Source organism: Lachnospira hominis (ex Hitch et al. 2025) (assembly GCF_040096395.1).
Classification (GTDB): Bacteria; Bacillota; Clostridia; order Lachnospirales; family Lachnospiraceae; genus Lachnospira; species Lachnospira hominis.
Genome location: NZ_JBBMES010000004.1, coordinates 208,035 through 222,418, shown reverse-complemented (window position 1 = coordinate 222,418; position 14,384 = coordinate 208,035). Strand labels below are relative to the sequence as shown.

Annotated in this window: 11 protein-coding genes; 10 read left to right on the top strand and 1 reads right to left on the bottom strand. The window is 35.4% G+C overall.

What is annotated here, in order from left to right; genetic code table 11:
- Positions 1-356: 356 nt before the first annotated feature.
- The 8 genes from WMO38_RS06095 (at position 357) to WMO38_RS06060 (ending at position 7,225) form a co-directional block, all read left to right on the top strand.
- Positions 357-1,661, top strand: coding sequence for a pyrimidine-nucleoside phosphorylase (locus WMO38_RS06095; RefSeq protein ID WP_349161894.1), 1,305 nt, complete (start codon positions 357-359; stop codon positions 1,659-1,661).
- A 96-nt stretch (positions 1,662-1,757) separates the two neighbouring features.
- On the top strand, positions 1,758-2,663 hold the full coding sequence (locus WMO38_RS06090) for a chemotaxis protein (RefSeq protein WP_186836773.1): 906 nt from the start codon (positions 1,758-1,760) through the stop codon (positions 2,661-2,663).
- A gap of 77 nt (positions 2,664-2,740) precedes the next feature.
- Positions 2,741-3,265, top strand: a complete 525-nt coding sequence (locus WMO38_RS06085) for a hypothetical protein (RefSeq protein ID WP_186836774.1) — start codon at positions 2,741-2,743, stop codon at positions 3,263-3,265.
- A gap of 78 nt (positions 3,266-3,343) precedes the next feature.
- Entirely contained in the window at positions 3,344-4,897 is a 1,554-nt protein-coding gene (locus WMO38_RS06080; RefSeq protein WP_349161893.1) for a hypothetical protein, read from the top strand.
- A 3-nt stretch (positions 4,898-4,900) separates the two neighbouring features.
- Positions 4,901-5,506: an imidazole glycerol phosphate synthase subunit HisH gene (hisH, locus tag WMO38_RS06075; RefSeq protein ID WP_186836843.1), complete on the top strand. Its 606-nt coding sequence runs from the start codon at positions 4,901-4,903 to the stop codon at positions 5,504-5,506.
- A gap of 33 nt (positions 5,507-5,539) precedes the next feature.
- Positions 5,540-6,301, top strand: coding sequence for an imidazole glycerol phosphate synthase subunit HisF (hisF, locus tag WMO38_RS06070; RefSeq protein ID WP_021866618.1), 762 nt, complete (start codon positions 5,540-5,542; stop codon positions 6,299-6,301).
- A gap of 13 nt (positions 6,302-6,314) precedes the next feature.
- A complete protein-coding gene (locus tag WMO38_RS06065; protein WP_349161892.1) occupies positions 6,315-6,992 on the top strand; it encodes a uracil-DNA glycosylase in 678 nt (225 codons plus the stop codon).
- 92 nt (positions 6,993-7,084) lie between these two features.
- Positions 7,085-7,225, top strand: coding sequence for a hypothetical protein (locus tag WMO38_RS06060; protein ID WP_021866620.1), 141 nt, complete (start codon positions 7,085-7,087; stop codon positions 7,223-7,225).
- A 59-nt stretch (positions 7,226-7,284) separates the two neighbouring features.
- On the opposite strand, the gene WMO38_RS06055 is transcribed toward WMO38_RS06060, so the two are convergent.
- Entirely contained in the window at positions 7,285-11,514 is a 4,230-nt protein-coding gene (locus tag WMO38_RS06055; protein ID WP_349161896.1) for an acyl-CoA dehydratase activase-related protein, read from the bottom strand.
- Positions 11,515-11,774: 260 nt separating this feature from the next.
- Between WMO38_RS06055 and WMO38_RS06050 the strand changes: the two genes are divergently transcribed.
- Together WMO38_RS06050 and pyk are read left to right on the top strand one after the other, a co-directional pair.
- Positions 11,775-12,782, top strand: a complete 1,008-nt coding sequence (locus WMO38_RS06050) for a rhomboid family intramembrane serine protease (RefSeq protein WP_349161891.1) — start codon at positions 11,775-11,777, stop codon at positions 12,780-12,782.
- A 161-nt stretch (positions 12,783-12,943) separates the two neighbouring features.
- Positions 12,944-14,374, top strand: a complete 1,431-nt coding sequence (gene pyk, locus WMO38_RS06045) for a pyruvate kinase (RefSeq protein ID WP_349161890.1) — start codon at positions 12,944-12,946, stop codon at positions 14,372-14,374.
- Positions 14,375-14,384: the final 10 nt, after the last annotated feature.

Here is a 14,384-nt window from a genome sequence, read left to right as displayed (position 1 = left end):
TAACCGAAGAGGTTAGGTTTGTAATGAAACGCAACGAGATAGAACGAGAGTTATCTTTAAAGGTAATCGGATGAAAAAAGATATATTTAATGTGCAGTTTTGAGGGAGCAATCCTTTGATAATATTGTTATTAAACCTGTGGTTATTCCATAGGTTTTTTTTATTTGTCTGATTCAGATAAGCTGTTATATATTGAAATTTATAGTCCGAAAGGTGATAGTGATTTAAAAAGTGAAATATTTCACATTATACAATATAAAATATTGATAAAACGCTTGCGTATATTCTATAAAAAGAGTAAAATTATAAATAAGATAATAAATGTGAATATTTAAATAAAGTGGCAGGTGATTTATATGAGAATGTATGATTTGATTTTAAAGAAGAGAGAGGGTGGATGTCTTACTGAATCTGAGATTAATTACATTGTTAAAGGATATACACAGGGGAGTATTCCGGATTACCAAATGTCAGCATTTCTTATGGCCGTTTATTTTAAAGGCCTTTCAGATGAAGAAACTTTTGCATTGACTAAGGCAATGACAGATAGCGGTGAGAAACTGGATTTATCCTGTATACCGGGAGTTAAAGCTGATAAACACAGTACCGGTGGTGTGGGAGATAAAACTACACTTGTGTTGGCACCAATGATAGCATCACTTGGCATTAATATGGCGAAGATGAGCGGGAGAGGATTGGGCAACACAGGCGGTACAATTGATAAACTGGAATCTTTTCCGGGCTTTAATACATCATTGACTAATGAACAATTTATAGAAAATATAAAACATATCGGTATTGCAGTTAATGGACCGACGCTAAGTCTTGCTCCTGCTGATAAGAAAATTTATGCATTGAGGGACGTTACGGCAACTGTAGAAAATGTTTCACTTATTGCAAGCAGTATTATGAGTAAAAAACTTGCAGCTGGTGCAGATATAATTGTACTTGATGTTAAGTCTGGAAGTGGAGCTTTCATGAAAAACGAACATGATGCATTACAACTTGCACATGAGATGGTAAAGATAGGAAAAGCATCAAATAAGCAAACGATTGCGGTTATATCTGATATGAATCAGCCATTAGGATATAATATTGGAAATGCGTTGGAGGTTGTTGAAGCTATTGAAACATTAAAGGGAAAAGGACCAGCTGATTTGCATAATCTTTGCATTGCACTTGGAACACAGATTTTAGAGGCAGCCGGAAAAGCATCGGATGCCGCACAGGCCAAAGATATGCTTGAATCATCACTGACGAATGGCACTGCATATTCAAAATTTAAGGAATTTATCAAGACCCAGGGTGGAGATATAAGTAATATTGACAACCCGATGAAACTTGTAAATGCAAGTTATATTGTGCCTGTAATATCAAATTCTGAGGGGTATGTTGAATCAATCGAATGTGAACAGATAGGAAGAGCATCTATGATTCTTGGTGCAGGAAGAAAGGATAAAGACAGTCCTGTTGATTTATCTGCAGGAATAGTTCTTCATAAAAAAACAGGTGATTTTGTCAATAAAAATGAAGAAATTGCAACTATATATTTTAATAAAAAAGAAGTAAAAAATGATGTTATTAATATTATTTTGAATTCATATAAAATAGTGGATAAAAAGTGTGAAAAACCTGAACTTATTAAGCAGATTATTAAGTAGAATTAGTCTTAATTATACGTTTAATTATGTTGAAATAGTTGTAAAAACTTGTTATAATAAATTAATGAAATGAACGTGAATCGGAGGATTTTAGATATGGAAACTAACATATTAATGGAAAGCGGAACAAATGAATTAGAAGTTTTGGAATTTACAGTTGGCAATAATCATTACGGTATTAATGTAGCGAAGATAAAGGAGATAGTTCCATTTCATGTCGTAACACCTGTACCTAATTCACATCCTAATGTTGAAGGTATTTTTATGCCAAGAGATATGATGATTACAGTTGTAGACCTTGCTAAAGTTATTAATGCAAAGCCTTCGCCAGATATAAAAAAAGATATGTTTATTATAACTAATTTCAATCAGTTGAATGTAGCATTTCACGTTCATACAGTTATTGGTATTCACAGAGTATCATGGGCTGATATAATTACACCGGATAGTACAGTAAGTTCTCAGGACAGTGGTATTGCGACAGGTGTAGTTAAGATTGATAATCAGCTTATTATTATATTGGACTTTGAGAAGATAGTATCAGATATTAGTCCGGAAACTGGTCTTAAAGTATCAGATATAGAAGAATATGAAGGAAGAGAGAGAAGTCAGGCTCATGTTATTTCAGTTGAAGATTCTCCACTTCTTGGTGCAATGATAGGCAATTCTCTTAAAAAGTCTGGTTATGTTAATCTTACAAGATTTGCTAATGGACAAGAAGCATGGGATTACCTTCAGGAAGTTAAGTCAGGTGCAGTACCTAACGATATTGCATGTATAATAACAGATATTGAGATGCCTCAGATGGATGGACATCATCTTACAAAATTAATAAAAACAGATGAGCAGTTAAAGAATATTCCTGTTATTATATTCTCATCTCTTATCAATGAACAGATGAGAGCAAAAGGTGAATTGCTTGGTGCAAATGCACAGTTATCAAAACCTGAAATAGGACAGCTTGTTGGTGAGATTGATAAGCTGATTAATGCTCAGAAATAATAAAAGATATTAGTATTTTATATGCTGTCACATTACTGGTGGCAGCATATTGTATATAAAAAATTGGAGATATAAGTTTGAAAGATTTTAATATAGAAGATTTTATTAATGATTATAATGAAGCACAGATGGTTGTAATAGGAATTGGTTCGCAGCTTACAAGTGATAAGTATGGTGAAATATCTGCAATGAATGAGATAATAACTTTTTTTAATAATTATTTAGATAAAAAGAATTATTTTATTATTACAACAAATAAAGAAAATATTTTTGAAAATACAGAAGTTAATCCTAAAAGAGTATGTGCTCCATTTGCTGACAATGAAGAAAACGGACAGAAACAGTGGGATTTATATAATAAATGGCTGTCGGCAACATTAAATAAGGAACTGCTTATAATTGAACTCGGTGAGGATTTTAATCATCCGAATGTTTTCAGATGGCCATTTGAGAAAATTGTTTTTATTAATCAAAAAAGTAAAATGTATAGAATTAATGATGAATTTTACCAGCTTCCTGAAAATATAGGGGAGAGGGCATGTGGCATTAATAAGAATGCAAAGGATTTTGTTGAAGAATTACGAGATATGCTTTTAAAGTAATTTATTGTTAATTTGATTATTGTATGATACAATTTTAATGTTTAAAATGGCAGTATTTATAGAATGAGGAGAAAATAAATGAGCTTAGATGAAAAACCGGATTTTTCTGAACCAGAACTTTCAGAAGATGATATGAAAAGGCTTTCACAGATGGGGCTTGATAATATTATAGAGCAGGTCACAACAGATACATCATCAGTTGATGATTTGTTTGATGACACGAAGGAAGAAAAAGACAACATTAATAATCAGAATAATAAAGAGAAATCTGACGAAAAAAAAGCTGATGTCAATATGGCTGTTGATACTGTTGATAATGGTGAGACGGTGGCTGACTCAGCAAAAGCATCAAAAAAAGGCAAGAAAAAACAGAAGAAAGAAAAGACAAAGAAAAATAATATTTTTTCTGTTATAAAAAGTGTTTTCTTTGAGAATCTTGATGAAGAAGATGAAGATTTAGATATTGAAAAAAAAGAAAAGTCGTCTAAACAAAAAGTTGTAAAGACAAATAAAACTAAAAAATCTGTTGATGATGTAAGAAAAGATGATGATATCAGACAGTCAGCATCAGAGCCACAGGCAGAGTTACAGCCACAGGCAGAACCACAGCCGGAAAATGAAAGTATCCTTGATGAAAACAGGGCAGACATTGCTGATAATATCAATCAAGATGATGAAAATTCTGTAAATAATGATATTTATGATGATACATCGGAAGATAAGACAGAAAAAAATGATTTGCCGGAAGAACCAGACAGAAGCAAAGATGAGAATGTACAGCTTATCAAGGAAATGTATGGTGACAAAGATAATCTTGACGAAAATATTGCACCTAAAAAGGGGCTTATAGCTAAGCTTAAATATCGTATTGCCCAGTTGAAGAAGAAAAATGCTGAAGAGGATAAACTGGAAGAAGAAGCTGAACTTGCAGATATAGAAGAACAGAAGAAGAAAAAAGAAGAAAAACAGGCGGCAGCAGCAGTTAAAAAAGAAAATGCCAAGAAAGAGAAAGAAGTTAAGGCTGCTGAGAAAAAGAAGGCTAAGGATGCAAAAGCAGCTAAGAAAGCTGCAAAACCTAAGAAAGAGAAAAAGCCAAAGCCGGAACCAAAGCCTGGAGATATATTAAAGATAAAACCTAAGAGCATAATGTTATTTATTACACTTGTTGCAAGTGTGATTGTTCTTATTTCACTTCTTAATACAACAGTAAGCTATACAACAGCAATTTCAAAGGCAAAAACAAATCTTGAAAATGGTGATTATTCAAAAGTTTATGAATCATTATCAGGAATGAAATTAAATAAGAGTGATGAGACATTGTACAGACAGGCAACGCTTATAACATATGTTACAAGACAGTATGAATCATATCAGAATTATATGGAAATGGATATGAAAACGGAGGCAATCAATGCACTTGTAAAAGGACTTGCCAGATATGATACATATTATAATGAAGCGAACAGTCTTGGTGTCGGAAACCAGATGAAAGAAGCACGAGCACAGATTATACAGGCTTTTAACGATACATTTAAAATATCTGAATCAGAAGCAGTATCATTAGTTGCTATGTCTGATAATAATTTTACGCAGTACTATAAAAAAATCGAAGCATACGGAAAGGCAAGATAATAAATGATAGCTATAATCGATTATGACGCGGGCAATTTAAAGAGTGTAGAAAAGGCATTAAAGTATTTAGGTCAGGATGTTATTGTATCAAGAGATTCGAGTGAGATACTTCAGGCTGATAAGGTTATTCTTCCGGGCGTAGGTTCGTTTGGAGATGCAATGAATAATCTTGACCATTTTAATCTTGTTGATACAATAAAAAAAGTAGCCGAAAAGGATACGCCATTTTTAGGAATCTGTCTTGGATTACAGCTTTTATTTGAAAAGAGTGATGAGACACCGGGAGCAGAGGGACTTGGAATTCTTAAAGGAGAGATATTAAGAATTCCACCAAAGGAAGGATTGAAGATTCCTCATATGGGATGGAATTCACTTAATATAAAGCCACAGGCAAGATTGTTTGACGGAATTGCTAATAACTCTTACGTTTATTTTGTACATTCATATTATCTTAAAGCTGAGGATGAAAATATAGTTGCAGCCTCAACTGAATATTCAACACATATTCATGCTTCTGTTGAATCAGGAAATATATTTGCATGTCAGTTCCATCCTGAAAAGAGCAGTGATGTTGGTTTGAGAATTTTGAAGAACTTTGCTTCATTATAATATTAGTAATTATATTGATTGGAGATATAATATATGTTTACAAAGAGAATTATTCCATGTCTGGATTGTAAAAACGGAAGAGTTGTAAAGGGGACTAATTTTGTGGATCTGCGTGATGCAGGAGACCCGGTTGAAGTTGCCCAGATGTATGATAAATCAGGAGCTGATGAACTTGTATTTCTTGATATCACAGCTTCAAGTGACGGAAGAAGTACAACTGTAGATTTGGTAAGAAAGGTTGCTGAAAAGGTATTTATTCCATTTACAGTTGGTGGTGGAATAAGAAGTGTTGATGACTTTAAGGTGCTTTTGAGAGAAGGTGCAGATAAGATTTCAATTAATTCGGCAGCTATTATGAATCCGACACTTATAAGTGAAGCAGCAGACAAGTTTGGAAGCCAGTGTGTTGTGGTTGCAATAGATGCTAAAAAACGCGATAATGGCAGTGGATGGAGTATTTATAAAAACGGTGGCCGTGTTGATATGAATATTGATGCGGTTGAGTGGGCAATGAAAGCTGAAAAGCTTGGTGCCGGTGAGATACTTCTGACAAGTATGGATTGTGATGGAACTAAGGCTGGATATGATATTGAGCTTACAAGAACAATTGCAGAAAATGTATCCATTCCCGTAATTGCCTCAGGCGGAGCAGGTAGTATGGAACATTTTTATGATGCTTTTACTGAAGGAAAAGCAGATGCAGCTTTGGCAGCGTCATTGTTCCATTATAAAGAAATGGAAATAATGGATTTAAAGAAATATCTTGCAAATAGAGATATTCCTATGCGTTTATAGAGGTGTATAAAATATGTCAATGATTAATAATGACTGGCTTGATGCAATAAGCCCGGAATTTTCAAAGGATTATTACAAAAAATTATATACATTTGTAAAGGATGAATATAGTAAAACAATTATATATCCGCCTGCAGAAGATATATTTAATGCATTTCATTTTACACCTTTAAGTAAAGTGAAAGTGCTGCTTCTTGGACAGGATCCATACCATAATGAAAATCAGGCACATGGGTTAAGTTTTTCTGTACTTCCATCACAGCATGATATTCCACCATCATTGCAGAATATATATAAAGAACTGCATGAGGACTGTGGATGTTATATTCCTAATAACGGATATTTGAAAAAGTGGGCAGACCAGGGCGTTTTGCTATTAAATACTGTACTTACAGTACGTGCACATCAGGCCAATTCGCATCAGGGAAGAGGTTGGGAAAATTTTACAGATGCAGTTATTCAGGCTGTTAATGCACAGGACAGACCTATTGTATACATGCTCTGGGGAAGACCGGCACAAAGTAAAATCCCAATGCTTACTAATCCAAAGCATCTTATACTTACAGCACCTCATCCAAGTCCGCTCTCAGCATACAGAGGCTTTTTTGGCTGTAAACATTTCAGCAAAGCTAATGAATTTTTGAAAGCAAATGGAGTAGAGCCGATTGACTGGCAGATAGAAAATATATAGAAATACGTAATAAAATCCCCCGGGTGTCTGATGACACCCGGGGGATTTTTTGAGCGAATTAAACACTCAATATTAGGAGAACAATAATATGAATGAAAACTAGAAAGTTTTATTCATCTGAATCTAATTCGCTGTCTGCTAATGCACCAACAGAAGATACAATTACAACTGTGGCGATAATTGAAACAGCAACTCCAATGATTGGACCAATAAATAACATAAACATTGAATAATCAATCCCCTTTACTAAATAAAATAAAGCTACGTTTTAAAAACTAATCTAATAATAACACTACTTAGATTCTTTTGCAAGATTTTTATTTGCGGTTGCGAGCATAAGCTTGATTCTGTTAAGCTGGTTGACTTCTGAAGCACCCGGGTCGTAGTCAACTGCAATGATATTTGACTCAGGGAAAGCAGCACGAAGCTCTTTAATTACGCCCTTACCAACAATATGGTTAGGAAGACATGCAAATGGCTGACAGCATACAATGTTTCCTGCACCATTATGTATGAGTTCAATCATTTCGCCTGTAAGCAGCCATCCTTCACCGGTCTGGTTGCCGAGTGAAACAAGGTCTTTTGCAAGAGCAGCTGTTTCTTGGATACTTGATGGAGCAGTAAAACGCTTGCTTTCTTTTAATGCTTTTGTAGAGCTCTTTCTGAACCATTCAAGAATTTTAATAACTGAATTGTTCAAAAATGCTGATTTCTTTGAAGCACCGAGGTAATCACGCTTGAAGTTTGCATTTTCGGCACAGTAAAGCAGGAATCCCATAAGGTCAGGAACAACAGCTTCAGCACCTTCACTTTCAAGCAGGTCTACAATGTAATTGTTGGCAGAAGGAAGGAATTTTACAAGGATTTCTCCTACAACACCAACTCTAGGTTTCTTAATATCAAGAAGTTCAATATTATCGAAATCTTTTATTATTGCACGGACGTTTTTATTGTATTCACGCATAGAAACTTTAGGCTGTGTCAGCTGTTCAATTAATACTTTTTTCCATTTCTCATGGAGAGCATTGACAGAACCTGGCACTTTCTCATATGGACGTGTTCTGTATACAACATTCATAAATACATCACCATAAACAATAGCCATCATTGCTTTTTTGAGCATTTTCAGGTCGTATTTAAAACCTGAGTTGACTTCAAGCCCCTGTGCACTGAGTGATATTACAGGAATATAAGATAATCCAGCTTTTGAAAGTGCTCGTCTGATGAAACCGATATAGTTTGATGCACGGCATCCGCCGCCTGTCTGTGTGATGATAATAGCTGTCTTGCTTAAATCATATTTACCTGAGAGAACAGCATTCATAATCTGTCCGACTACCATAAGAGAAGGGTAGCATGCATCATTATTTACATATTTAAGTCCCATATCAACTGATGACTTATTGTCATTGTCAAGAACTTCAAAATTATATCCGCATGATGAGAGTGCAGGACCAAGCAGGTCAAAATGGATTGGTGACATCTGAGGGCAGAGAATAGTATAATTCTTTCTCATTTCAGGTGTGAATTCTACTCTGCTAAATGCAGCACTTTCAATCTTTCTCTGGTAATGTTTCTTTTCACGTACCTTTAAAGCTGCGATGAGTGAACGTACACGGATTCTTGCAGCACCAAGGTTATTAACTTCGTCAATTTTAAGTACAGTATATATTTTACCGGCCTTTGTAAGGATATCATTTACTGCATCTGTTGTAACAGCATCAAGACCGCATCCGAAAGAATTAAGCTGGATAAGATCAAGGTTATCTTTTGTCTTAACATAGCTTGCAGCTGCATAAAGTCTTGAGTGGTACATCCACTGGTCCATAACGATGAGAGGACGGTCAACTTTACCAAGATGGGAGACTGAATCCTCTGTTAAAACAGCAATGCCATATGAATTGATAAGTTCAGGAATACCATGGTTGATTTCAGGGTCAACGTGATATGGACGACCGGCAAGGACGATACCGCGTTTACCGGTTTCATCAAGGTATTTGATAACTTCTTCACCTTTTTTATGTATGTCTTCCTTTGACTGCATAAGTTCATTCCATGCATCTTTAACAGCTGCTTTTACCTGTGATGACGGAATGTTATTGAATTCTTCAGAAAGACGTTTTTCAAGAATTTCAACATTTTCAAAAGAGAGGAATGGATTTCTAAAATCAATATTTTCAGTTTTTAATTCTTCTACATTATTTTTAATGTTTTCAGCATAAGATGTTACAATCGGACAGTTATAATGATTGTTTGTTTTTTCAATTTCTTTGTGTTCATAAGGAACGCATGGGTAGAAGATAAACTTAACACCCTGTTTAATAAGCCATGTTACATGTCCGTGTGCAAGTTTTGCCGGATAACATTCTGATTCTGATGGTATCGACTCAATACCGAGTTCATAAATCTTTCTGCTTGACTGTGGTGAAAGAACGACGCGATATCCTAATTTTGTAAAAAATGTATACCAGAAAGGATAATTTTCATACATGTTAAGCACACGAGGGATGCCGACAGTTCCCCGCGTTGCAGCATCTTCTGCAAGTGGTTCATAATCAAAAAGTCTGTGAAGCTTGTACTCAAAAAGATTTGGCATTTTTTCAGTTGTTTTTTCTTTTCCAAGTCCGCGTTCACAGCGGTTTCCTGTAATGAAACGTCTTCCGCCAGAGAATTTATTAATTGTAAGGTAGCAGTTGTTGGTACATCCCTTACAACGTGTCATTGTTGTGCTGTATGTAAGCTCGTTAATTTTGTCTATAGAAAGCATTGTAGATTCTGAAATTCCGTCATAACGTTCTCTGGCTATTAATGCGGCACCAAATGCACCCATTATACCTGCAATGTCAGGACGGACTGCCTTTACGCCTGTGATTTTTTCAAAGCTTCTAAGGACAGCATCATTGTAGAATGTACCACCCTGAACAACGATATGTTTTCCAAGGTCACCCGGATCAGAAATTTTGATAACTTTGTAAAGTGCATTTTTGATAACAGAGTATGCAAGTCCGGCAGAAATATCAGCAACTTCTGCACCTTCTTTCTGAGCCTGTTTAACTTTTGAGTTCATGAATACAGTACATCTTGTACCGAGGTCAATAGGATGTTTTGCAAAAAGAGCTTCTTTTGCAAAGTCCTGAACAGAGTAATTAAGTGATTTGGCAAATGTCTCAATGAATGAACCACATCCTGACGAACATGCCTCATTTAACTGTACTGAATCAACAGTCTGGTTTTTAATCTTGATACATTTCATATCCTGACCGCCGATATCAATGATACAGTCTACTTCAGGGTCAAAAAATGCGGCAGCATAGAAGTGTGATACTGTCTCAACTTCGCCGTCATCAAGCATAAGTGCTGATTTTATGAGAGCTTCGCCGTATCCTGTAGAACATGACTGTACAATCTTGGCATCTTTAGGGAGCTTTGTATAAATGTCTTTGATGGCACGTATTGTTGTGGCAAGCGGAGAACCATTGTTACTGCTGTAAAATGAGTAGAGGAGTTTACCGTCTTCGCCTACGAGTGCAACTTTTGTGGTTGTAGAACCGGCATCAATACCAAGATAACAGTTGCCACTGTATGATGCGAGGTCAGCAGTAGGAACTTTTGCTTTATTATGTCTTTCTGTAAATGAAGAATAAGCTTCTTTATTTTCAAATAAAGGCTCCATACGTTCAACTTCAAAGTCAAGTTTAATCTTGCCCTGAAGACGTTTTATAATGTCTGAAACATCAACACATATATCTTCTTTGTAATTCATTGCAGAACCGATTGCTGCAAAAAGATGAGAATGTTCTGGGGCAATAATCTGGTCAGGACCAAGATTTAATGTACGTATAAAAGCTTCTCTTAACTCTGATAAGAAGTGAAGAGGACCACCTAAAAATGCAACATTGCCACGGATTGGCTTACCACATGCAAGACCTGATATGGTCTGATTAACAACAGCCTGAAAAATAGAAGCTGACAAATCTTCTTTTGTTGCACCTTCGTTGATAAGAGGCTGGATGTCTGATTTTGCGAAAACTCCACATCTTGCAGCGATAGGATATATAGATTTGTAATTCTTTGCATATTCATTAAGGCCTGAGGCATCAGTCTGTAAAAGAGTAGCCATCTGGTCAATAAAAGAACCTGTACCGCCGGCACAGATACCATTCATACGCTGGTCAACACCATTAGTGAAATATATAATCTTGGCATCTTCTCCACCAAGTTCTATTGCAACATCGCACTGCGGAGCTTCAGCCTGAAGAGCAGTGGAAACGGCAACAACTTCCTGCGTAAAAGGAACTTCAAGATGTTTGGCAAGAGTGAGACCGCCTGAACCTGTAATTACAGGGTGGCAGTTAAAATTACCAACAGAAGCTACAGCTTTTTCAAGAAGCGACTGTAATGTTTCCTGTATATTGGCAAAATGACGTTCATAGTCTGAAAAAATCACTGTATTGTTGTCATCAATAAGGGCAATTTTAACGGTGGTTGAACCTATATCAATTCCAAGTTTATATGAATTCATAAAAATATCAGGCAAAAAGTGCCTGCCTCCTTAATTATAATTTGTCGAATAATGCGATTCGTTTCATTATATTATGAAAAAAAATAAATTTCAACATTATAACCTTATTTTATTGATTTTACATATTATGGCAATGCAAAATTTTAGAGTTTTAATATATTTTTTATAAAAGAACAGTGATGATTCGTTGACAAAAACAGTTTATATATTTATACTAAATTTAATTAGCACAAAGGCGTTGAAAGGGGCTTGTTTAAAGTATGAAATTCTTTGATAAGTTAGAACGTAGATTTGGTAAATATGCCATACCAAATCTTATGTATTATATTATAGGTATATATCTTGTAGGGTTTGTTATAGAATTATTCGCACCTGATGTATATACTTATTATCTTAGTCTTGATGTGGCAAAGGTACTGCATGGTCAGGTATGGAGACTGGTTACGTTTATTTTGCAGCCACCGTCAAGCAGCATTATTTTTATGGTATTTACATTATATTTTTATTATGTAATCGGAACTGTACTTGAGAGAATATGGGGTTCATTTAAGTTTAATGTCTATTATTTCAGCGGAGTAATCCTGCATATTATTGCAGCATTTGTTATTTACATTATATTTGGCTGGTCATTTAACATGTCAACATATTATATTAATCTTGCACTGTTTCTAGCATTTGCGGTCGAACAGGCAGATACGGAAGTCCTTCTGTTTTTTGTACTTCCTATAAAGATGAAGTGGCTTGGATGGCTTGATGGAATTATATTTGCAATAACGATTATTGGCGGATATCTTACACCTGTAATGCCTAAGGCTATATGGAGAGGATTTTATAATGCAGGACTTCTTGCCGGTAATTCATATACATGTTATGTTATGGCAACATGTGCATTAATCTCAATGCTTAATTTTATCATTTTCTTTTTTGCTACAAGAAAGGCACCTGGCAGGACATATACACAGAAGAATTATCGTAAAGCTGAGAAAAGAGCTGATAAGGCAAGAAAAAATGCGGGAAGTTTCAACGAGAGATTTTATAATGCGAACTCTGAAAAAAGCACATGGGATAGTGCCAATAAACCGTATATTAATCCGAGAGGTACAAAGCACAGATGTGCTGTCTGTAACAGGACAGAGCTGGATGGCGATAATCTTACATTCAGATTCTGCACAAAATGTGCAGGCAATCTTGAATATTGTCAGGATCATCTGTATACACATATACATGTTACAGGTGATAATAACAATCAGAATACACAAAAAAATTAAAAAATGTTTTGAAAGAACGGCATAAATATGTTAGTATCAATATAGTACTGAAAAAACAGTATTTTTTCTTATTGCTATTATAAAAGATTTATGCAATAATCTGTATTTGTGTTTAGTATGAGATAAAATTAATTGAATTAAAGTTTATTTTGGAGGTCAGAATGAAAAAAACTAAAATAATTTGTACAATGGGTCCTAATACTAATGACAGAGAACTCATCAAAAGTCTTGCTCTTGCAGGAATGGATGTTGCAAGATTTAACTTCTCTCATGGTGATCATGAAGAGCAGGCAGGACGTTTCGCATTAGTTAAGAGTGTAAGAGAAGAACTCAATATTCCTATTGCTACATTGCTTGATACAAAGGGACCTGAAATAAGAACAGGTGACCTCAAGGACGATAAGAAAGTAACACTTAAAGAAAATCAGAAGTTTACACTTACAACAAGAGACGTACTTGGTGATGAGACAATCGGAAGAATCACATATGCAGGTCTTCCACAGGATGTTTCAAAGGGAAATACAATTCTTATTGATGATGGTCTTATTGAACTTTGTGTAAATAATGTTATAGATGGCACTGATATTGAATGTACAGTAGTAAATGGCGGTGAGCTTGGTTCAAGAAAAGGTGTTAATGTTCCTAATGTAAGTATCCGTCTCCCGGGTATCACAGATAAGGATAAGGATGATATTTTATTTGGTATTGAACAGGGATTTGATTTTATTGCAGCTTCATTTGTAAGAAATGCAGCTTGTATTCAGGAAATCAAGGAACTTCTCTGGTCTCATAATGCAGATATTCCTGTAATTGCTAAGATTGAGAATGCAGAAGGCATTAAGAATCTTGATGAGATTATCAGAGTTGCTGATGGTATCATGGTTGCCCGTGGTGATATGGGTGTTGAAATTCCTGCTGAGCAGGTTCCTCATATCCAGAAGGAAATTATCAAAAAATGTAATGCAGCATATAAGACAGTTATCACAGCTACACAGATGCTTGATTCAATGATTCGTAATCCACGTCCTACAAGAGCCGAGGTTACTGATGTTGCCAATGCTATTTATGATGGTACAGACGTTGTTATGCTTTCAGGTGAGACAGCTAATGGTAAGTATCCTCTTGAAGCATTAAAGATGATGGTTAAGATTGCTGAGACTACAGAGCAGGATTTACCTAAGAAGTATGCAGACTATGCTAAGCTTCATACAAAGAGAGGAGTATCAAGTGCTGTTACTAATGCAACTGTACAGACAGCAGAAAACTTAAATGCAAAAGCAATTGTATGCCCTACAATTTCAGGATTTACAGCAAGACTTGCATCTAAGCTCAAGCCGGATACACAGATTGTTGGATGTTCACCATATGATTCTGTTCTTAGAAAAATGCAGATTTATTGGGGTGTAAAACCTGTTAAAACTGCTATTGAGACTTCTACAGATAAGATTATTGAGCATGCACTTGTCACAGCAGAGAATGCTGGATATATTGGCGAGGGAGATGTTGTCATTGTATCTGCCGGTATAGCAACAAACTCTTCTCCAACATCAAAGAGAGGTCTCACAAATACAATGCGTGTTGTAACAATCTAATTGTTACATC

What these genes read in the sequence shown, in the direction of transcription:
- hisH (WP_186836843.1), top strand. Translation starts at nt 4,901, where the DNA reads ATGATAGCTATAATCGATTATGACGCGGGCAATTTAAAGAGTGTAGAA.
- WMO38_RS06055 (WP_349161896.1), bottom strand. Translation starts at nt 11,514, where the DNA reads ATGAATTCATATAAACTTGGAATTGATATAGGTTCAACCACCGTTAAA.
- WMO38_RS06090 (WP_186836773.1), top strand. Translation starts at nt 1,758, where the DNA reads ATGGAAACTAACATATTAATGGAAAGCGGAACAAATGAATTAGAAGTT.
- pyk (WP_349161890.1), top strand. Translation starts at nt 12,944, where the DNA reads ATGAAAAAAACTAAAATAATTTGTACAATGGGTCCTAATACTAATGAC.
- WMO38_RS06095 (WP_349161894.1), top strand. Translation starts at nt 357, where the DNA reads ATGAGAATGTATGATTTGATTTTAAAGAAGAGAGAGGGTGGATGTCTT.
- hisF (WP_021866618.1), top strand. Translation starts at nt 5,540, where the DNA reads ATGTTTACAAAGAGAATTATTCCATGTCTGGATTGTAAAAACGGAAGA.
- WMO38_RS06080 (WP_349161893.1), top strand. Translation starts at nt 3,344, where the DNA reads ATGAGCTTAGATGAAAAACCGGATTTTTCTGAACCAGAACTTTCAGAA.
- WMO38_RS06050 (WP_349161891.1), top strand. Translation starts at nt 11,775, where the DNA reads ATGAAATTCTTTGATAAGTTAGAACGTAGATTTGGTAAATATGCCATA.
- WMO38_RS06060 (WP_021866620.1), top strand. Translation starts at nt 7,085, where the DNA reads ATGAAAACTAGAAAGTTTTATTCATCTGAATCTAATTCGCTGTCTGCT.
- WMO38_RS06065 (WP_349161892.1), top strand. Translation starts at nt 6,315, where the DNA reads ATGTCAATGATTAATAATGACTGGCTTGATGCAATAAGCCCGGAATTT.